The sequence below is a fragment of the Hoyosella altamirensis genome (assembly GCF_014191505.1).
In the GTDB taxonomy this organism is placed as follows: Bacteria; Actinomycetota; Actinomycetes; order Mycobacteriales; family Mycobacteriaceae; genus Hoyosella; species Hoyosella altamirensis.
On sequence record NZ_JACHWS010000001.1, the window covers coordinates 988,668 to 1,009,185 of the forward strand.

At 65.5% G+C, this 20,518-nt stretch carries 18 protein-coding genes; 13 read left to right on the forward strand and 5 right to left on the reverse strand.

From position 1 onward, the window contains the following. Window positions 1-30: 30 nt before the first annotated feature. On the forward strand, window positions 31-483 hold the full coding sequence (locus FHU29_RS04770) for a hypothetical protein (RefSeq protein WP_064441633.1): 453 nt from the start codon (window positions 31-33) through the stop codon (window positions 481-483). Window positions 484-504: 21 nt separating this feature from the next. Beyond that, window positions 505-1,401: an oxidoreductase gene (locus FHU29_RS04775; protein ID WP_064441635.1), complete on the forward strand. Its 897-nt coding sequence runs from the start codon at window positions 505-507 to the stop codon at window positions 1,399-1,401. Window positions 1,402-1,414: 13 nt separating this feature from the next. Here the strand turns inward: FHU29_RS04775 and FHU29_RS23620 are convergent, their stop codons facing one another. After that, the gene (locus tag FHU29_RS23620) at window positions 1,415-2,047 is read right to left on the reverse strand and encodes a TetR/AcrR family transcriptional regulator (RefSeq protein ID WP_064441636.1); all 633 of its coding nucleotides are present in this window, start codon (window positions 2,045-2,047) and stop codon (window positions 1,415-1,417) included. Between the two features lie 116 nt (window positions 2,048-2,163). Between FHU29_RS23620 and FHU29_RS04785 the strand changes: the two genes are divergently transcribed. Both FHU29_RS04785 and FHU29_RS04790 read left to right on the forward strand, forming a co-directional pair. Continuing rightward, window positions 2,164-2,979, forward strand: a complete 816-nt coding sequence (locus FHU29_RS04785; protein WP_064441638.1) for a thioesterase family protein — start codon at window positions 2,164-2,166, stop codon at window positions 2,977-2,979. Window positions 2,980-3,097: 118 nt separating this feature from the next. Next, the gene (locus tag FHU29_RS04790; RefSeq protein ID WP_064441640.1) at window positions 3,098-3,385 is read left to right on the forward strand and encodes a hypothetical protein; all 288 of its coding nucleotides are present in this window, start codon (window positions 3,098-3,100) and stop codon (window positions 3,383-3,385) included. Between the two features lie 4 nt (window positions 3,386-3,389). On the opposite strand, the gene FHU29_RS04795 is transcribed toward FHU29_RS04790, so the two are convergent. Further along, a complete protein-coding gene (locus FHU29_RS04795; RefSeq protein WP_064441642.1) occupies window positions 3,390-4,178 on the reverse strand; it encodes a DeoR/GlpR family DNA-binding transcription regulator in 789 nt (262 codons plus the stop codon). A gap of 225 nt (window positions 4,179-4,403) precedes the next feature. Between FHU29_RS04795 and FHU29_RS04800 the strand changes: the two genes are divergently transcribed. Genes FHU29_RS04800 through FHU29_RS04820 form a run of 5 tightly spaced genes read left to right on the forward strand, consistent with a single transcriptional unit; the run spans window position 4,404 to window position 11,100 of the window. Continuing rightward, entirely contained in the window at window positions 4,404-6,497 is a 2,094-nt protein-coding gene (locus FHU29_RS04800; RefSeq protein ID WP_064441644.1) for an RbtT/DalT/CsbX family MFS transporter, read from the forward strand. Further along, window positions 6,494-8,002 (forward strand): FGGY-family carbohydrate kinase, encoded by a 1,509-nt coding sequence (locus tag FHU29_RS04805; RefSeq protein ID WP_064441646.1) that lies wholly within the window; start codon window positions 6,494-6,496, stop codon window positions 8,000-8,002. Before FHU29_RS04800 ends, FHU29_RS04805 begins: the two co-directional genes overlap by 4 nt. After that, a complete protein-coding gene (locus FHU29_RS04810; RefSeq protein ID WP_064441648.1) occupies window positions 7,995-9,455 on the forward strand; it encodes an FGGY-family carbohydrate kinase in 1,461 nt (486 codons plus the stop codon). The genes FHU29_RS04805 and FHU29_RS04810 overlap by 8 nt, the downstream gene beginning before the upstream one ends. Next, entirely contained in the window at window positions 9,452-10,096 is a 645-nt protein-coding gene (locus FHU29_RS04815; protein WP_064441650.1) for a histidine phosphatase family protein, read from the forward strand. The genes FHU29_RS04810 and FHU29_RS04815 overlap by 4 nt, the downstream gene beginning before the upstream one ends. After that, complete coding sequence (locus FHU29_RS04820) at window positions 10,093-11,100, forward strand: 2-hydroxyacid dehydrogenase (RefSeq protein WP_074390910.1); 1,008 nt, start codon at window positions 10,093-10,095, stop codon at window positions 11,098-11,100. Before FHU29_RS04815 ends, FHU29_RS04820 begins: the two co-directional genes overlap by 4 nt. A gap of 63 nt (window positions 11,101-11,163) precedes the next feature. Here the strand turns inward: FHU29_RS04820 and FHU29_RS04825 are convergent, their stop codons facing one another. Beyond that, a complete protein-coding gene (locus tag FHU29_RS04825; protein ID WP_016997609.1) occupies window positions 11,164-11,766 on the reverse strand; it encodes a cadmium resistance transporter in 603 nt (200 codons plus the stop codon). Continuing rightward, on the reverse strand, window positions 11,763-12,122 hold the full coding sequence (cmtR, locus tag FHU29_RS04830; RefSeq protein ID WP_006590980.1) for a Cd(II)/Pb(II)-sensing metalloregulatory transcriptional regulator CmtR: 360 nt from the start codon (window positions 12,120-12,122) through the stop codon (window positions 11,763-11,765). Before cmtR ends, FHU29_RS04825 begins: the two co-directional genes overlap by 4 nt. A gap of 245 nt (window positions 12,123-12,367) precedes the next feature. Between cmtR and FHU29_RS04835 the strand changes: the two genes are divergently transcribed. The 4 genes from FHU29_RS04835 (at window position 12,368) to FHU29_RS04850 (ending at window position 16,854) form a co-directional block, all read left to right on the forward strand. Further along, on the forward strand, window positions 12,368-14,041 hold the full coding sequence (locus tag FHU29_RS04835) for a Mu transposase C-terminal domain-containing protein (protein ID WP_064441652.1): 1,674 nt from the start codon (window positions 12,368-12,370) through the stop codon (window positions 14,039-14,041). Continuing rightward, complete coding sequence (locus FHU29_RS04840) at window positions 14,035-14,952, forward strand: TniB family NTP-binding protein (protein WP_064441654.1); 918 nt, start codon at window positions 14,035-14,037, stop codon at window positions 14,950-14,952. Before FHU29_RS04835 ends, FHU29_RS04840 begins: the two co-directional genes overlap by 7 nt. 11 nt (window positions 14,953-14,963) lie before the next feature. Next, window positions 14,964-16,133: a TniQ family protein gene (locus FHU29_RS04845; protein WP_232323043.1), complete on the forward strand. Its 1,170-nt coding sequence runs from the start codon at window positions 14,964-14,966 to the stop codon at window positions 16,131-16,133. Between the two features lie 118 nt (window positions 16,134-16,251). After that, entirely contained in the window at window positions 16,252-16,854 is a 603-nt protein-coding gene (locus FHU29_RS04850) for a recombinase family protein (RefSeq protein WP_221194830.1), read from the forward strand. A 119-nt stretch (window positions 16,855-16,973) separates the two neighbouring features. On the opposite strand, the gene FHU29_RS04855 is transcribed toward FHU29_RS04850, so the two are convergent. After that, window positions 16,974-20,426, reverse strand: a complete 3,453-nt coding sequence (locus FHU29_RS04855; protein ID WP_064441791.1) for a pyruvate carboxylase — start codon at window positions 20,424-20,426, stop codon at window positions 16,974-16,976. Window positions 20,427-20,518 lie beyond the last annotated feature (92 nt).

Here is a 20,518-nt window from a genome sequence, read left to right on the forward strand (position 1 = left end):
TGCAACGCCACGCGAGGTGAGGAAACCACAATGGACACCACAACGATCGTCACTATCGTTATCATCGTCGTCGCAGTTCTCGTAGTTGCTGCGATCATCGTCATGGTTATGCGCGGCCGGACCGAACACCGGCGGCGAAAGGCTCAGGAAATGCGGCAGAAGGCCGTTGCTCACCAGCACGAGGTTGCTGAACGAGAAGCGGAGGCGGAGGCGTCTGCAGCGCGAGCGCGCGAAACGAAGGCCCGGGCTGAGGCGAAAGCCGCGGAGGCCGAGCAGATGCAGCATCGTGCCGCGGAGCAGAGGTCTGACTTGAGTGGCGAACGCGAGAAAGTCAACAAGGAGTTCGAGCGAGCGGCGAAACTCGATCCTGACGCGGGCGCCGATCCGCGAACGCCGAATACGCCCCGTGGCACCGCACCCCGGGGTGACGTTCCTCCTGGTGGGGCTCCTCCGCACGGAAGCACGCGCAGGCCCCGCCCCTGACCCCGGTGTTAGGGTGGGCCCATGACTGGCACGCAGCGGCGCAAGGCCGTCGTCACGGGCGCGAACTCAGGGATCGGCTATTTCACAGCGGTCGAACTTGCGCGCGCAGGAGATAGCGTTGTACTCGCGTGCCGGAACGAGCAGAAGGCCGCTGCAGCCGCCGACGAGATTCGGGCTGAGATCCCGAATGCGGATGTCGAATCCGCGAAACTGGATCTCGCGAGTCTCGCTTCGGTGCGCGAATTCGCAGACAGCCAGTCAGGTTCCCTTGACCTCCTGATCAACAATGCAGGTGTCATGATGCCCCCGCGCCGTCTCGAAACCGCAGATGGATTCGAATTGCAGTTCGGGACAAATCACCTCGGCCATTTCGCGCTGACGGCGCTACTGCTGCCCCGGCTGCTCGAAGCCGCTGAGCCCCGCGTGGTGACGGTGTCGTCGCTCGCGCACCGTCAGCGACGGCAGCTGGACTTCGAGGATCCGCAGGAGGTCCGGAGTTACGATCCACACCGCGCATACGCACGGTCTAAGCTCGCTAACTTGATGTTCGCGCTTGAATTGGACCGGCGTGCGCGCGCAGCCGGTTCGCCACTTGTCAGCAATGCCGCTCACCCGGGTTTCTCAGCGACAGGCCTGTACGGCAGTGATGACGGGCTCGGCAGCAACCCCGTTCTGCGCAAGCTCGCGCCCCTCGGCGCCCGGGCAGTGAGTCAGTCCGCGAAGGCTGGGGCGCTTCCCACGCTCTACGCGGCGAACAAAGGCGGCGCCGGTAGTTATACCGGCCCTCGTGCGCTGATGGAGACGCGCGGCAAGCCAGGCCCGGCGAAGATTTCTCGAGTGGCGCAGAATAAGCAGCTCGCTGCGGATTTGTGGGGCATGAGCGAGGAATTGACCGGAGTAACTTTCACGTTCAACTGAGCGCTGCGGCGGATCAGGAGCGCTCGGGGGTGAAGATCCGCATGACCGCGGTGACGAGGTCCCGCTGTGCGGCGAGCGCCCGCCCGGGGTCTTTCATTTGCGAGAGCCAGATCGACGCATTGTTGATGATGCCGTGCAAACACTGCAGAGCGACGTCGATGTTCGCGCAATCGAGTTCACCTGACTCGACTCCCGCGGTGACGACCTGACGGAATATCGCATCGTGTCTGCGGCGCATCGACTTCCGGGCTTCGTCATGCATTTCTGGCCAGGATGTCTGCCACGCAAAAATCGTGCCGACCTCGGGATACTCTTCCGTCATTATCCGAATTTGTTCGTTGACCAGCGCGTGCAGGCGGTCTCGGTGTGCCTCTCCGGGAGCGTCCTCGAGTACGGCTGTCAGTCGGTCCAAGACATTGTTTGACAGCGTCTCCAGCGCTGCGGAAACCAGTTCGTCCTTGCTGGAAAAGTAGTGGTAGAGAGTTGGTTTCGCGATATCGGCGCCGTCGGCCACATCGTCTAGCCCCATCCCTTGGTAACCGCTGGTTGCCAGCAGGGAGATCGCGACACGCACGATTTCGGCCTTGCGGCGCTCACGGCGCCGGGAGAGCCGGGTCGGTGCTTCCCCAGTCTCCACGGTTTCCACGGCTGTGCTCCTCACTCGCGAACGGATCTGCGCAGAAAATACCACAATTCAACCAATAGGACGTTTAGTCGACTCTAGGGTTGAAAAACCACCCACAGAGTCGTAACGTCGTTTGTGTGCATGACGACACCGACTGCTATTTCACTCGGATCGACGAGCATCGTTACCGGCCGACAGAGCGGACCGGCGGTGCATGGTCACCGACGGAGCAGCACATCAGCCCGGTCATCGGAGTGATGATCCACGAGGTGGAACGGTTCATCGCCAAGCGTGAACCGGACAACCTGGCGATCACGCGAATCAGCGTCGACATTCTCGGCGTGCTGAGCATTGAGGACTTCGACATTCATGTCGACGTCATTCGGCCCGGAAAGACCATCGAACTGCTCGAGGCGACAGTCACTGCCGGCGGGCGCCACGCTGTCCGTGCGCGCTTGTGGCGACTGTCGGTCGCGGACACCAGCGCGGTGGCCGGTGGCGTGCAGCCACAGCTCGTGCCGCCCGAGGCCATGGACTCATGGGATATGACCCAACTGTGGCCCGGTGGCTATATCTCCTCTCTGGATGTGCGGACAGCTGCCCCGCCGCAACCGGGCCGCACCACCGCATGGGTGAGTAGCGACGTCGCGCTTGTGGGTAACGAACCAGCGAGCGCCCTGGCTCATTTCGTCGGGCTCGTAGACACAGCCAACGGGGTCGCCGTACGGCAATCACCGCGTGAATGGATGTTCCCTAACCTCGATCTGACGATCCATCTGTTCCGGCAGCCACACGGAAAGTGGGTGGGCCTCGACACGACAGTCGTTTTCGGAACCGGGGGACAGGGGACCACGACAACAACCCTTCACGACGAGGATGGCCAGGTGGGATATGCAAGTCAGATACTCACCGTGCGCAGTATGGGCCGCGCGGCAGCCCGCGTGAGCGCGTGACGCATCGCGGTGCGCTCGGGCGGTGATCGGAAACACTAGCCCTTCTGGGAACACCCCTCGCAGGCAGATCGTTGCTTAAGTAAGTAGTTCACAAATGTGCCTGAAAGGAGGGTCTGTCATGTGCACAGTTCTTTCGGCTGGTCCAGGACGCTTGGACCCTCGCTCGGCGCCTCGGGGCGCGTACCTCGGCCACCATCAAGGACGCGAGATCCCGGTGTATGGTCCGCACAGCGTCTATCCCTCTGGCCTGCCCCACTTCACCGTGCTGAATGGCGGTGCCGGGAAATACATTCTGGCCGGCGAACTGGACTGGGTGAAGAAGCCGTCACTCCGCGACCGCCTCACGCGATCTGAGGTCCGTAAGAGCCCTGGCTGGGTGGCTGCGCAAGAACCCTGGGCGGCCTGAAAACCTAATGCACCTTCACAATCCTTAGTTCGACGCCTGTGTCTCTGATGGCGCGCTGTTCTGCCATCGGCAGTCCGTCATCTGAGATGACGAGGTCGAACTCGTTGAGTGGTGTGAGCGCGTAGAGTCCTTCGCGGCGGAACTTGGTGTGATCGACCAGCAGAATCCGCCGTGATGATGCCTGGAGCATGCCTCTTTTGACCTGCACCGTTTCCTGCGATTGGTGATAGCACCGCCCGCGTGAAATAGCGGTCGTCGACATGAAAAGGGTGTCCGCGCGAACCTTGGCGACACCTTCAGCCGTGTACAGGCCGAGGAATGCTTCGTAAGCCGGGAAATACTCGCCACCGAGTGCGATCAGAGTGATCCCCGGCGTGGCGGCGTGCATTGCGATGAGCGGCTGAAAGTTCGTGATCAGTGTCAGTGGCGTCCGGTCAGGCAGGTGCTGCGCCAGGTGCAGGCAGGTCGTGCTCTCGTCGATCATGATGGTCTGACCCGGTACGACGAGTTCCAGCGCAGCTTTCGCGAGCGCCTGTTTGATGCCGGACTTCGCTGCCATCCGCTGGTTCACGTTGCCGTGAAACACCGCGGAAGGCACGGATGTGGCCCCGCCGCGCACTTTCCGCAACCAGCCTTGAGCCTGCAAGACGTCGAGGTCACGGTGGATTGTCATGAGGCTGACGCTGAATTCGTCGGCGAACTCCCGGGCGCGGGCGAACCCGTCACTGGTGACGCGTTCGCGAATGCGGTTTCGCCGTTCCTCCTGCGTCGTGCTGGGCTCGATTCCGGTCATTTCAGCTCCTGTGCAGACCCTGTTATCTTAACGCCAACATCACATCGCAGCGCACGGCAAGTGCCGTGTTAAGCGGCTTTTCAGCAAATTATTCACATATGGGGAAGCGAACATCACGTTGGCTTCCCCAATTTTGTTGTCTGGGTCACAGTCATAGATGTCTCCTATCAGTAGCTCCTCCACCTCGGACAATCCACCGAATGGAGGCAAGGAATGGAGAGAGACATGACGACTTCATTAGGTCTCCCACACTCGGGCACCGAGCCCCGGCGGTCGTGGGCAGACCGGTTCGGCATGCCGCGAGCTCTGCTGTGGGGCTACGTTGGCTTATTGATTTTCATGATCGGTGACGGTGTCGAAGCGGGCTACTTGTCGCCATTCATGATGGACCGGGGCCTGTCCGGCGAACAGGTCGCGCTGATGTGGACCTTGTACGGAGTCACCGTCGGTATCGCTGCGTGGCTATCAGGTGCGCTCTCAGATCTATGGGGGCCACGCAAGGTTATGTGGCTTGGTCTCGGGATCTGGGCTGCGCTGCAAGTCCTCCTGCTCGCGATCGCGATTCCGACGATGAACTTTACGCTCATCCTCTTCGCGTTTGGCTTGCGCGGATTTGGCTACCCGCTTTTCGCCTATGGCTTCCTGGTATGGATCGCCGCAGCCACACCGCAGCGGCGCCTCGGCACCGCGGTCGGATGGTTCTGGTTCGCGTTTACCGGTGGACTTCCGACGCTGGGTGCGCTGGTCGCTGCGGGGATGATCCCCCTCGTTGGGGAATATGAAACTCTCTGGTTCGCACTGATATTGATCATTCTCGGTGGATTGCTCGCGCTACTCGCTGTCAAAGAACGCACCGGTTATCATCGCCTCGCTCCGGAAGGCGAGCATCCAGTCAAAACGCTGCTGGGCAGTGTGTCCATCCTGTGGCGAAATCCGCGGATCGGCGCGGGCGCGATCGTCCGGACCATCAACACCGCACCGCAATTCGGTTTCCTCGTGTTCATGCCGACGTTCTTCACGGAGACAATCGGATTCACGCTCAGTGAGTGGCTGCGTCTGCTCACCGTGATGTTCGCGGTGAACATTGTGTTCAACCTGATCTTCGGCGTCGTCGGTGACAAGGTCGGCTGGCGCACTACCGTGTGCTGGTTCGGCGGCATCGGATCCGCCGTCAGCATCCTGCTGCTCTACTACGTGCCCGTCGCGGCTGGCGCCAACTATGCGCTCGCACTGCTCGTCGCTGGACTGTACGGGGCGACGCTGGCCGGGTACGTGCCCCTATCTGCCCTGATGCCGTCACTCGCGCCGCAACACAAGGGGCAGGCGATGGCGGCGCTGAACCTCGGCGCGGGCGCCAGCGTGATGGTCGGTCCTGCGATCGCCGGGATCTTCCTCGGACCGCTCGGAGTCCAGGGCGTCATGATTATCTTCGCGGGCATGTACGTCTTCAGCGCGATCCTGGTGCTGTTCCTCAAACTGCCGGGCGAGACAGCAGAACGCCCGGAAACCAACGGCAGCCCGGTGGGCCACCTGGCAGCTATGGCCGGCGGCAGCGTCCTCGGCCACCCGATCATGCTGCGCAAGCCCAGCCCTGAAGATCGTGTCGACGCGATCTTCTTCGACATCGGGGGCACCATTTACGACGACGACTGTTTCGCGCAGGCGCTGCTCACAGCGGTACACGAACTGAACCCTGACGTCACTGATGCCGACTTCTGGGCCGTGTACGACGCCCACCGGCAATACGCGAAAGGCTCGCTGCGCACCACCATCGCTGAGCGATTCGTGGGCGGGCGTCGCACTGAACTCGACGAACGGGCACGGGCACACTGGGAGTATCCGCAGTCCTCGCTGTACTCCGATGTGCTGCCAGTCCTTTCGGCCCTCGCTCAGCAATACACGCTCGGCATCATCGCGAACTCGCGAGAAAATGTGCTTGACGCTCTAGAACGTGATGGGCTCAGGGAATTGTTCACCGTCACCACGCTCGCCGACCAGGTAGGTGCCGTAAAGCCGGATCGCCGGATCTTCCAGCACGCGTTGCTCGAGGCGGGCATCCCAGCTGACCGCACCGTCTATGTCGGCAACAGGCTGGATGCGGACATCCGGCCCGCACAGTCACTCGGTATGCGGGCAGTGTGGATGCTGCGCGGTGAAGCTCCGCCCGCTCCGACCGAACGTCAGCTTTCGGAACCAGACGCGGTGATCAGCTCGCTCACCGGACTGCCACTCGTACTTGAGCGTTTCGCCGGCAGGGAACCCACGCCACCCTCGGCAGTCCAGGTCCACGCGGCAGCGAAGACCGAGGCGCCACGATGACTGCCCTTGCTGTAGACGTCGGCACGTCCATGATCAAGACGGTGCTGTTCGGCGACAACGGTGACGAAATTACCGTGTCGCGGCAGGCCACCGAGGTTCAGCGTCCCCAGCCAGGATGGGCCGAGCAAGACATGATGGCGGTGTGGAACGCGGTGCTGTTCACGATCCGCAGCGTCCTCCCTCAGGCGGACACGCCTGTCCAGTTCCTTTCGATCACCGCGCAAGGCGACGGTTGTTGGCTTGTCGATGAGGATGGCGCACCTACAGGTCCCGCGATCCTCTGGTCCGACGGGCGCGCCGCTGACATAGTCGACACTTGGCGTGATGAAGGTCTGCTCGAGAAGGCCTTCCGATTCAACGGCTCGCTGACGTTCCCCGGCCTGCCGAACGCGATCCTCACGTGGCTTGCCAACCATGACCCGGGGCGCCTTGAACGCTCCGCGGTGTCGCTTTACGCGGGAGGATGGCTGTTCCTTCGCTTCACGGGCCAATGCGTCGTCGACGAGTCCGATGCGTCGGCTCCGTTCCTCGATCTTCGCTCACGAACCTACGCGCCGGAGATCAGGTCGATGTTCGGATTGGAGTGGGCCGAACCATTGATGCCTGATGTCCGTTCAGATGAGCAGCGCGCCGGAAAGCTCAGCCCGCAGGCAGCCGCGGAGCTCGGCCTTCCAGAGGGACTGCCCATTGTCCTCGCTCCTTATGACATCGTGTCGACCTCGATCGGTGCGGGCGCGACGTCACCCGGGCAGGCTTGCACGATTCTCGGGACGACCCTCTGCACCGAAGTGGTCCGGGACACGGTTGACACCACTGGAGAACCCGCCGGTCTCACCATCGCACTCGACTCGAAAGCAAAAGTGCTGCGTGCGTTCCCGACTCTCGCGGGGGCAGAAGTTCTGGTGTGGGCGGCGGAACTGCTCAGCGTTTCGCACCCGCGCGACCTGGTGACACTCTCAGAGCAGTCGGTGCCCGGTGCGCGGGGGCTGGTGTTCCTCCCGTATTTATCCCCAGCGGGGGAGCGAGCACCCTTCCTCGACACGCATGCGCGGGGCACGTTCTGGGGGCTGAGTCTCGAACACGGTCGCGCAGACATCGCCCGGGCCGTGCTCGAAGGCCTGACGCTGGTGATCCGGGATTGCCTCGAAGCGTCCGGTGCACGCACCGAAGAACTCCGAGTTTGCGGTGGAGGAGCGGCAAACATGCTGTGGTGCCAGCTCATTGCTGACGTCGTGGGTGTGCGGGTGGTGCGGTCCGCGGACAGCGAAGCCGGTGCGAAAGGTGCATTCCTGGCGGGGCTTGTCGCAACGGGTGCGGTACCCGATCTGGAAGCCGCGGCGGTCAGGTACGTGCGCACACACACGAGTTGTGACCCGGACCCGGCCCACGCCGCGTTCTACACGCAGCTGTACGCCGAATTCCGGCAACTCCGTGACGTGGCACGGCAAGGCTGGGAAATTCAGGCCCAGTCGAAGGGCACGCCGGAGGGAGTAACTCATGTCTGACGAAGTCTGGCTCGGCATCGACGTCGGTACTCAGAGTGTGCGGTGTATCGCAATGACAGCGGAAGGCCGCATCGCGGGCTCCGGTGCACATCCGCTGACGAGTAACCGAAGCGGAGATCGGCATGAACAAGAACCGGAATCATGGTGGGAAGCGCTCGCAACCGCTAGCAGGGCGGCACTAGCACAGTCGGATGTCACCGTACGTGGCGTCGCGCTCGACGCCACGTCAGGGTCGATCGTCATGACGGACCGCGCCGGGAAACCTGTGACGCCTGGACTGATGTACGACGACGCTCGCGCGACCGATGAGTCAGTGAGGGTTCAGGAAGCGGGCGACGATCTGTGGCGGTCGCTCGGTTACCGGCCGCAAGCCTCCTGGGCACTGCCGAAACTGCTGTGGCTCTACCGCCATGGTGATCTGCCTGAGGGCGCCGTGCTGCAGCATCAGGCCGATTACCTCACCAGCCTCCTCGTGGGAAGGGCAACGGCGGCGGACTCGAGTCACGCGCTGAAAACCGGATACGACCTCGAACACGAACGGTGGCCCGTAGACCTGATTGACACGCTCGGACTACCCGTTTCCGTACTTCCGGACGTGGTGCGGCCCGGTACCGAACTCGGTGTGGTCGGGACGGCCGCTGCCGACGCCACGGGCATCCCCGCGGGAACGCCCGTCAAAGCTGGTATGACGGATGGCTGCGCGGCGCTGCTCGGTTCCGGCACCGTGGGCGTGGGCTCGTGGAACGCGGTTCTCGGCACAACCCTGGTGCTGAAAGGCGTGACGGAACAGCGAATTCGTGATCCGCTCGGCGTCGTCTACAGCCACCGCGCGCCCGACGGCAACTGGCTGCCAGGCGGGGCGTCCAGTGCGGGCGCAGGTGTCCTGTCCGCCGAATTTCCAGGCGCAGACCTCGACGCGCTGAGCGCTAAAGCAGCAGAACGCGACGGCCGGGCATTCACGTATCCAGTTGTGTCGCAGGGGGAGCGGTTCCCGTTCGTCGCGCCCGAACTGCGGCGTTTCACCATCGGCGAAGTCGCCGACGACATCGACTATTACGCGTCACTCCTGCGCGGTGTCGCGTACGTGGAACGGCTGTGCTTCGACTATCTCGACCTGCTCGGCGCGCCGACACACGGCACGCTCAGCGTCACCGGTGGCGGTGCGCGAAGCAGCTATTGGAATCAATTGCGCGCCGACGTTTTACAGCGAACCATCGTCGTGCCCGAACATGCCGATGCCGCGACGGGAATGGCGATTCTCGCCCGAGCCGGAACCGGATCGCTGGCCGACGCTGCGAACGGAATCGAGCGCCGAACAACCACATTCGATCCCCGCGGCGATCAGGCGACGTTGCACGACGACACGTATCTGACGCTGATCGCCGAGTTACACAAGCGGGGCTGGCTGCCGGACTCGGTCGCCCGCCACGCGCAGAATAGGAGAAACCGGTGACTGACCTGACTTTAGTTCGGCACGGAGAAACCGTCTGGCATGCCGACAACCGCTACACCGGAAGCACCGATATCGCGCTGACAGAACGCGGTCGCCAACAAGCTGACCAGCTGGCGAGCTGGGCCAAGCAAGCGCACCTGGACGCGATCTGGGTGTCGCCGCTGGAGCGGGCGCGCAACACCGCGGCACCCTGCGAGCGGGCCACCGGCCTGACCGCATCCGTGGATAAGCGGCTCGCCGAACTCGACTTTGGTGCCGGTGAAGGGCTAACAAGCAGCGAAATGCTCACGCAGTTTCCAGACGCCCGCCGCGCCTTCGAGCAGGACCCCGTCGCTGGGCACCTTCCTGACAGCGAAGATCCGCGCCACGCAACGGAACGGGCGGTCGACTGTCTGAAAGACATTGTCCACAAGCACCCTTCAGATCGTGTCCTTGTGGTCGGCCACGGCACAGTGAAGCGCCTCGTGCTCTGTCACCTGCTCGGCATCCCGCTGCGCCACTACCGCGACATGTTCCCCGTAGTGCGCAACTGTGGTGTCACCACGATCCGCTGGAACGGAACAGGACACGCTGCCCTGATCGAATACAACACCCCCATCGACTTCCCTGCATACGACCCTGGAAAGGACATGACCCCATGACTGTCCGCATTCTCGCCGCCGGTGACCAGTTCGTCCGCACTGACCTGCTAGCGGACGCCCTGCACCAGGAACTCGGCAACGACATCGACGTCTCGACGCTGGAACTGCAGTGGCCAGTAGAACCGTTCGGACGAATCGCAGAAGTGGACGAAGCGTCCGGCAGCGAGGAACAGATGATAGAGGCGCTGCAAGATGTCCGTATCTGTGTCACCCAAATGGCGCCGCTCACCGAACGGATCCTCGCGGCGTGTCCCGATCTGGAACTGTTCGCGGTGGGCCGTGGCGGACCGGTAAACGCGAACATCGAAGCTGCCGCCCGTCATGGCGTAACAGTTACTTGCGCGCCGGGACGGAACGCGGTCGCGACGTCTGAGCACACTGTCGCCATGATGATGGCAGCTGCCCGGCGCATTCCGAATACTCACAGCGAGCTGATGGGCGGTGTGTGGCGCGGCGACTACTACCAGTACGACCAGGTTGGTGTAGAGCTGGAAGGCTCCTGCGTCGGGCTTGTCGGTTACGGGGCCATCGGCAAGCGCGTCGCCCGTATCCTCAAGGGCTTCGGTGCGACGGTGCTGGTGTACGACCCGTACATACGGGCCGATGCTGTGACTGATGTTGATGAGCTTGTTGGTCTCGATGAGCTGCTGAACCGGTCGCAGGTTGTCTCGCTGCATGCCCGGCTCACCAAAGACAATGCGGGAATGATCGGGACGAAAGAGATCGCCGCGATGCCGAGCGGAAGCATCATCGTCAACTGTGCGCGCGGGGGGCTGCTCGATTACGACGCTGTATGTGACGCGCTGGAGAGCGGCCACCTTTTCGGGGCAGCGTTCGACGTGTTTCCCGAAGAGCCGATTCCCGTCGGTTCGCGACTGCTGGCCACACCCGGGATCGTTATGACACCGCACCTCGCATGTGGCTTCGTTCGCTTGGTGGCGGGGTTTTTGCAGCGCTCCGTGGCGGTCTTGTTGCCGCGATCACGCAGGACTGGCTGCAGGTAGGTGTCGCGGTCTGAACCGAGATGGGTGCGCCCGGTCGGGGCCGTTTGGATCGCTGCCGCTACGTCAGAGTCCGAAGGCTCCGCCGCTGACGAGGATCACGATGCCGAGGCCGATGAGAACGATGGGGAAGAGGATGTGCTCCCAGCGTTCGAGCACTTCGGCGATCGGGGGGCGGGTGGCGACGAACTTTGCCAGGGCCACCAGGACCGCGACGAGCGCGAGGAAGACGATGCAGTAGGCGACTACTGCGAGAGGTTCCACGCTGAGGAAGACAGGGGTGTAGACGCCGATGTTGTCGCCGCCGTTGGCAAGGGTGACGCCTGCGACTGTCCACACGCCGACCTTCTTGCCGGCAACCTTGGCCTCGTCGTCATCGTCGTCATCGTCTCCGCGCCAGGCCTGCCATGCGGCCCAGAGGCCGAGGCCCAGAGGGATGAGACCGAAGTACGGGATGGCTGCCGAGGGCAGGAATGCTCCGGCACCGATGGTCACCAGGACCGCGGCACCGAGGATGCCGGCGAATCCGAGGTACTGGCCGGCCAGAATGCGGGCGGTAGTGCCGCGCTGGCCTGCCCCTCGCGCGAAGAAGAGGGAGAGCACGATGATGTCGTCGATGTTGGTCGCTGCGAACAGGCCCATCGCCTGCAAGACCGAGGTGAGGATCATGCGCCCTCCCCAGCTGCGTCGCATCCGGGAAGCGAGCAGGCGGGATCGATGCACGGGGCGTCTTCGTCCACTGCCAGGGTGGCATCGACCAGTGCCGTCAGCGCCTGCGCCAGGTGCGAATCGGCGATCTCATATCGTGTCCGACGACCCTCGGGCTCGGAGACGACGATCCCGCAATCGCGCAGGCATGCCAGGTGGTTGGACACGTTCGGGCGTGTCAGGTCCAGATCTCGGGCCAGTTCCGCCGGGTAAGCGGGATGGTCGAGCAGGGTCAAGATGATCCGGGATCGAGTGGGGTCGGCCAGTGCACGACCCAGGCGGTTCATCACGTCGAGACGCGAAGCAATAGTCAGCATGAACTGAACTATACAGCGCGCACTGAACACTCGGTCACAGGCGTCAGCCCAGATCGCATGCCCGTAAGGGGAACCCTCACCGGACACCACCGCTACTTATCGAGAGTGTCAGTTTCAGAAGTCGACTGCACTCTCAGGCCCGTGATCCCGGGGGTAGTGTCGTCGGGTTCTGAACTCTGGTTGTTCAGGAGTCCTGTGCACTAGGGTCGCGTCTGCTCAGTAGTCCTGTTCTCTAGGAGACAGGCGTGGAGGATGACCAGAACGAGATAGCTGCCTCGGGCTTGCTGGCGGTGCCTGAGCCCGAGTGGGAGCAGGCTCGATTGCGGTCCCAGGTGATCGGTCGCCTGGCCGAGCGCGATCCGGTGAGCTTGGCTGCCGTGGACGAAGCCGCTATGCAGCTGGGGATTTCACGGCGTCGTGTGTACGTGCTAATGAAGCGGTACCGGCAGGGCTCGGGTCTGGTCACCGATCTTGTGCCCCGGCGCTCGGACGGTGGCAAGGGCGGGGCCCGCCTGGCGGAACCCGTGGAGCAGGTCATCCGTGAGTTGGTGCGGCAGCGGTACCTGACGCGGCAGAAGCGCAGCATCGCCTCGCTGCACCGGGAGATCGTGCGGGCCTGTGCGGCGCGGGGTCTGCCGGCCCCGGCGCGGAATACGGTGGCCGCGCGGATCGCCCGGCTGAATCCGGTCGAGGTCGGCCGACGACGGGCCGGGCCCGAGAGCGTCCGACCGTTGCAGTCGGCCGGGGACGAGGTGCCAGTGGTCGAGACGATCCTGGACCGGGTGCAGATCGATCACACGGTCATCGATCTGATCGTGGTCGATGACCGTGAGCGACAGCCGATCGGACGTCCGTACCTGACGGTGGCCATTGACGAGTTCAGCCGGTGCCTGGTCGGGATGGTCGTGACCTTGGAACCGCCCTCGGCGGTGTCGGTCGGATTGTGCCTGGCCCATGCGGCCAGGGATAAGCGGCCCTGGCTGGAGCAACTGGGTGTGGATGCGGACTGGCCGATGAGCGGCAAGCCCAAGGCCTTGTACGTGGACAATGCCCGGGAGTTCAAGAGCGAGGCGCTCAAGCGTGGCTGTGAGCAGCACGGCATCGCCGTGGACTACCGCCCGCTGGGCCGGCCGCATTACGGGGGGATCGTGGAGCGGATCATCGGCACGGTCATGGAACAGGTCCACGAATTGCCGGGCACGACGTTCTCGAACCCGGTGGAGCGGGGAGCGTACGACGCCGAGAAGATGGCCGCGCTGACGGTGGCGGAACTGGAACGGTGGTTGGTGTTGGCGGTGGCCACGTATCACGGCACGGTGCATTCCACGCTGGGTCAGACCCCGGCCGGCCGGTGGGCCGAGGCAGTGGCGAGCACTGGTCCTCCGGCGACGACGGCGAACCCGAGCGCGTTCCTGGTGGACTTCCTGCCCGTGTTCCGCCGCAGGCTCACCCGTACCGGGTTCGTGATCGACCATGTCCACTACTTCGCCAACGCGCTCAAGCCCTGGATCGCCCGCCGTGATCGGCTGGAGCGGTTTCTGATTCGTCGGGATCCGCGTGATATCAGTCGGATCTGGGTGCTGGACCCCGAGGGCGCCGGGTACCTCGAGGTCCCGTACCGGGCGTTGTCGAACCCGGCGGTCAGTGTGTGGGAACACCGCCAGGCCCTGGCCCGGCTGCGCGAGCGGGGTGCCAGCCAGGTGGACGAGGCGGGCCTGTTCCGGATGATCGAGCAGATGCGCACCATCGCCGAGACCGCCCAGAAGGCCACCAAGCGCACCCGCCGCCAGAGGCAACGCCGCACCCACGCCGGAACCACCACGCCGCCGACGCCGGCGTTGGCACCCCCTGTTCCGCCGACGGACCTGGAAACGGTGGGACGGCCGGTGGCCCGGTTTGAGGAGATCGAGCAATGGTGAACGCCGAGGAGGACGAGCCGCTGGATCTGTCGCACTTGCACCCGGCCGCGCAGCCGGTGGCGCGGTTACCGGCCGCCGAGCGGGTCCAGCTGATCCGGGCCGACCGCTGGATCGGCTACCCCAAGGCCGTCCAGGCCGTCGAGCGTCTGGAGACCCTGCTCGGCTGGCCGCCGAAGCAGCGGATGCCGGATCTGCTGCTGGTCGGGCCGACGAACAATGGCAAGTCGATGATCATCGAACGCTTCCGCCGCCAGCATCCGCCCACCTCCGAACCGGACCGGGAGCAGATCCCGGTGGTGTGCGTGCAGATGCCCTCGGAGCCCTCACCTCTGCGGTTCTATACCGCGATCCTGGCCGCCCTCGGGGCGCCCTTGCGGCCCCGCCCGCGCGTCGTCGAACTCGAACACCTTGCCTTGTCGTTGCTGCGTGAGGTGGGGGCGCGGATGCTGGTCGTCGATGAGCTGCACAACGTGCTGGCCGGCCGCGGGGACTCCCGGCGGGAGTTCCTGAACCTGCTGCGGTTTCTGGGCAACGAGCTGCGCATCCCGCTGGTCGGGGTCGGCACCCGTGAGGCCTATCTGGCTGTGCGCTCGGATGACCAGTTGGAGAACCGGTTCGAGCCCTTCGTGCTCCCATTGTGGGAGGCCGACGACCAGGCCAGATCCCTGCTGGCCAGTTTCGCCGCAGCCTTCCCCCTGCGCCGGCCCTCGGTGATCGACACCGAGGACATGGCCCGCTACCTGCTGGCCCGCAGCGAGGGCACCATCGGGGAACTGGCCCACCTGCTCACCACGGCCGCGGTGGCCGCCGTCGAGTCCGGTTTGGAAGAAATCAATCACCGGACGCTGACAATGGCCGACTACTTGGGGCCGACCGAGCGCCGACGGGTCTTCGAACGCGAGCTGCTGTGACCCGGTGGCCGGTGCATCCGGCGCCCGTCCCCGGTGAGGCACTCACCTCCTGGCTGCGCCGGATCGCCCACCGCCACGGGGCCGAGGTCCAGGACCTCGTCCTCGACCTCGGATACTGCCTCTCTTGCCCCGAGGACCTCGACACGGTCCCCCCGGAAGGGTTCATCGACCACCTGGCGGCCCGGACCGGGGCAGCTACCGACACCATCCGGGCCATGACCCTGAACGGGCAGACCCCGTGGCTGCTGGACCAACTCCAGCCCGCGGCACAGGCCTACACCACCTACACCCGCCAACTGACGGTGCTGCTGCCCCCGGGCAGGCGACGGGACCGCGCCGTGGATCACTGGCGCCCCTGGGCGCCCACGGATGCCGGCTGGCAACACCGGGCCTGTCCTCTCTGCACGATGGAATCCAGTCCGCCCTGCCCCTACCAGCTGACGTGGTTGGTGCCGCTGATGCTCTCCTGCCCCGTCCACCATTGCCGACTGGAGCGCTACAACGGCCCGGTCGGGTACCACGACATCTGGCACACCTCCCTGGGCGGGCCCGCACCGCGGCCGGTCAACGCAGCGATCCGGCGGATGGACGAACGGACCTGGCAGGCCCTCACCACCGGTCACGTCGCCCTGCCCCGGCATCGCGTGCACGCCGGCATCTGGTTCCGGCTGCTCAGGACCCTGCTCGATGAGCTCGGCGCGACCCTGACCGAATGCGGTACCTACGGGCGACTGACCCGCGAGGTGTGGGAACGCGCTGGCCACCCGGTCCGCGCCGGCCAGCACCCGTGGCGTCCGTACGAGCACCTCACCGACCAGCAGCAAACCCAGTCCCTGGAAGCCGCTGCCACCGCGATCCACCTACTGGAGACTCGGGTCCTCGCCGGCCTCGGACACGAAGCCGCACTGTTCCTCCCGCCACCGAATATGACCCGCGACCCCGGCCGCCCTCACCAGACGATGGACCCCACTGCTCTGCGCTGGCAGGAGATCAAGGACTCCCTGGACGCCACCGTCGAAGAAGCCCGGACCACCCCGGAGACCGCCCGGCAGCTCTTCAACTTCTGCACCATGTACCGCGGCGAGGACGACCACATCGTTCGCGAAGTACGGGGCAGTTTCACCAAGCTCGGCATCCCCTTGGAGTACCTGTCACCAATGAATGATCCACACCGTCTGTAAGACATAGAATAGATGACGGATTATGTGACATCTTCCCTGAGTTCTTGATGCTGCGGATCTTCTGTCACGAAAACGAACAAATAAATGACAGTGGAGGTGCACGGTGCTCGTCGGGTACATGCGGGTGTCCAAGGCCGACGGGTCCCAGACCACCGACCTACAACGCGATGCCCTCCTCGAAGCCGGCGTGAAGCTGAAAGCCCTGTACGAGGACAAGGCTTCCGGCAAGACCGACGACCGCCCCCACCTGGCCGCTTGCCTGAAGGCGCTGCGGGACGGGGACACCCTACTGGTGTGGAAGCTGGACCGGCTCGGCCGGGACCTGCGGCACCTGGTCAACATCGTGCACGAGCTCACCGAGCGCGGTGTGGGCCTGAAGGTGCTCACCGGCCAGGGCGCGGCGATCGACACCACCACCGCCTCGGGCAAGTTGGTGTTCGGGATTTTCGCCGCGCTGGCCGAGTTCGAACGCGAGCTGATCTCCGAACGCACCAAGGCCGGCCTGGCCTCGGCCCGCGCCCGGGGCCGCACCGGCGGCCGGCCCCACAAGATGACCCCGGCCAAGATCCGCCTGGCCATGGCCTCCATGGGGAACAAGGACACCAACGTCGGGGCCCTGTGCAAGGAGCTCGGCATCACCCGCCAGACGCTCTACCGCCACGTCTCACCCACCGGGGAACTGCGCGAAGCCGGACAGAAGGTGCTGGCCCAACGCCGCTGACCACCCTGCGGTGCTCGGGGAAGGCGGGGTTGAGCACTTTTGGCGGAGCGCGCTGCAGCGGTGCCCCACTCTCATCCGTCGCTCAGACAGTCACGGGCGCCCCGTCCGGGAGAGGCCTGTTAGTCGGTCGTGCGCAGCACGAGCAGGAGGTCTCCACCGGTGACTTGGGTGACGCCGGTAAGGGCGACGCGTTGCACGGTGCCGGCGACGGGTGCGGTGATCGCGGCTTCCATCTTCATGGCCTCAATGGTGGCGACCTGGGTTCCGGCCTCGATGGTGTCACCCTCGGTGACGGTGACGGTGACGGCACCGGCGAAGGGTGCGGCAACGTGGCCGGGGGCGGTGGGGTCAGCTTTCTCGGTCTCGGGCACGATGGAAGCCGCGTGGGTGTCTCGCACGTCGATGGTGCGCGGCTGGCCGTTGAGGGTGAGCATCACGGTGCGCATGCCCTTCTCATCGGCCTCGGAGACCGCCTGCAATTTCACCAGCAGGCGCACGCCGGTGCCCAGGGAGATCACGTGTTCGTGTTCCGTGGTGAGGCCATAGAGGAAGTCGCGGGTGTGCAGCACGGACAGGTCTCCGTACTTGGCCTGGCCGGTCTCGAAGTCCCGGGTCGGGCCGGGGAAAAGTAACCGGTTCAGGGTGGCCCGCCGGGTCGTTGAGTCGGCGGCCAGTGCCCCGGTGTCCTCGGCGGACAGCTCCGTCACGCCCACCTTGACGTTGCGGCCCTGGAGCGCCTTGGAACGGAAGGGTTCGGGCCAGCCCCCTGGCGGGGTGCCCAGTTCCCCGGCGAGGAAGGCGATGACCGAATCGGGGATGTCGAAGCTCTGCGGGTCGGCCTCGAACTGGGCCGGGTCCACGCCCATGCCCACCAGTTGCAGGGCCAGGTCGCCGACGACCTTGGAGGACGGGGTGACCTTCACGAGCCGGCCGAGCATGGCGTTGGCGGCGGTGTACATGTCCTCGATGGCCTCGAACCGTTCGCCCAGGCCCAGGGCGATGGCTTGCTGGCGCAGGTTGGATAGCTGTCCGCCGGGGATCTCGTGCCGGTAGACCCGCCCGGTGGGGGCGGACAGGCCGGACTCGAACGGGGCGTACATCCGGCGGATGACCTCCCAATAGGGTTCCAGGGCGGCGACGGCGTCCAGCGGGATCCCGGTGTCCCTCTCGGTGTGTTCCAGGGCGGCGACCAGGGCCGAGGCTGAGACCTGGGAGGTAGTGCCGGCCATGGAGGCGTCGGCGACATCGACCGCGTCGACCCCGGCATTCACGGCGGCCATCACGGTGGCCATCTGCCCACCGGCGGTGTCGTGGGTGTGCAGATGCACGGGCAGCTCGAACCGTGCGCGCAGGGCGGTGACGAGCTTCGTGGCCGCGGCCGGGCGCAGCAGTCCGGCCATGTCCTTGATCGCCAGGATATGGGCGCCGGCCTGGACGCACTGCTCGGCCAGGTCCAGGTAGTAGTCGAGGGTGTAGAGGTCTTCGGCGGGGTTGTTGAGGTCGCCGGTGTAGCACAGGGCCACTTCGGCCACCGCGGTACCGGTCGCCCGGACCGCCTCGATCGCCGGGCGCATCTGCTCGACGTCGTTGAGGGCGTCGAAGATGCGGAAGATGTCCACCCCGGTCGAGGCGGCCTCGGTGACGAAGGCGTCGGTCACTGCGGTCGGGTACGGGGTGTAGCCGACCGTGTTGCGCCCGCGCAGCAGCATCTGGATGGGGATGTTCGGCATCGCCTCGCGCAGGCGCGCCAGCCGGTCCCAAGGGTCCTCACCCAGGAACCGCAGCGCGACGTCGTAGGTCGCCCCGCCCCAGGCCTCGACCGAGAGCAGCTGGGGCAGGGTGTGGGCGTAGGCCGGGGCGGCGGCCAGCAGGTCCCGGGTGCGCACCCGGGTGGCCAGCAGGGACTGGTGGGCATCCCGGAACGTCGTGGAGGTCACGGCCACCGCCTGCTGTGCACGCAACGCCCGGGCGAAACCGACGGGACCGGTGTCCTGGAGGACCTGGCGCCACCCCGTCGGCGGAGTGTGCCCGGAGGGCCCGTCGAAGGGGGAGCGCATCGGCTCGTCCTGTTTGTCCCCGGGGTAATGGGGCAGCTTCGTGCGCGGGTCGATGCCCTCGACCCGAGGGCCGTGGGGCTGGTTAACCGTGGCTTCGGCCAGCCAGGTCAGGAGCTTGGTGGCCCGGTCGGCGGAGACCCGGGCCTGGAGCAGCTCGGGGCGGGACTCGATGAAGTCGGTGGCCACGTCCCCGGCCAGGAACTGTGGGTCGGCCAGCACTGCCTGGAGGAACTGGATGTTGGTGGCCACCCCGCGGATGCGGAACTCGGCCAGGGCGCGCCGGGCTCGGCGCACGGCGGTGGCGTAGTCCCGGCCGCGGCAGATGAGCTTGACCAGCATCGAGTCGAAGTGCGGGGAGATCTGTGCGCCCGCGTACACGGTGCCGCTGTCCAGGCGCACCCCGGCCCCGCCGGCCGAACGGTAGGCGGAGATCCGACCCACATCGGGGCGGAACCCGTTGGCCGGGTCCTCCGTGGTGATCCGGCACTGCATCGCCGCGCCCCGGATCCGCAGGTCCTCCTGCCGGATCCCGAGCTCATCCAGGGTCTGGCCCGCGGCGATGCGCAGCTGGGAGGCCACGAGGTCGACGTCGGTGATCTCCTCGGTGACCGTGTGCTCGACCTGGATGCGGGGGTTCATCTCGATGAACACGTGCTGACCGGCACGGTCCCCGGCGGTGTCCACGAGGAACTCGACCGTGCCGGCGTTGACGTAGCCCAGCTCACGGGCGAAGCGCACCGCGTCGGTGTGCAGGGCCTGACGGATCTCCTCATCCAGGTTCGGGGCCGGGGCGATCTCCACGACCTTCTGGTGCCGGCGCTGCACCGAACAGTCCCGTTCGAACAGGTGCACTACCTCGCCGGTGGCATCGGCCAGGACCTGGACCTCGATGTGCCGCGGGCGCAACACTGCCTGCTCCACGAACATGGTCCGGTCCCCGAAGGCCGTGTCGGCCTCGCGCATCGCCGCGGCCAGGGCTTCGGGCAGTTCCCGGGCGGTCTCCACCCGGCGCATGCCCCGGCCGCCGCCGCCGGCTACCGCCTTGACGAAGACCGGGAACCCGATCCGCTCGGCCTCGCCCAGCAGGTACTCCACGTCCGAGGACGGCTCCGAGGAATCCAGGGTCGGGATCCCGGCCCGCTTGGCGGCCCGCAGCGCCTGCACCTTGTTGCCGGCCAGTTCCAGGATCTCCGCCGCCGGGCCGACGAAGGTGATGCCCGCCGCCGCGGCCGCCCGGGCCAACTCCGGGTTCTCGGACAGGAAACCGTAGCCCGGGTAGATCGCATCACACCCGGCTTCGATGGCGACCCGGAGGATCTCCTCCACGTCCAGGTAGGCCCGGACCGGGTGGCCCCGTTCGCCGATCTGGTAGGCCTCGTCGGCTTTCTGCCGGTGCAGGGAGTTGCGGTCCTCATAGGGGAAGACCGCCACGGTCTGGGCCCCCAGCTCGACGGCCGCCCGGAACGCCCGGATGGCGATCTCGCCGCGATTGGCCACAAGGATCTTCTGGAACACGAACATCACTCCGTTCCGCTGCCGTGAGCACTCGGAAGGCGCACGGAGCTGTCGAAAGGTACAGGAAGGCCGGGCACCACCCGGTCTCGGGG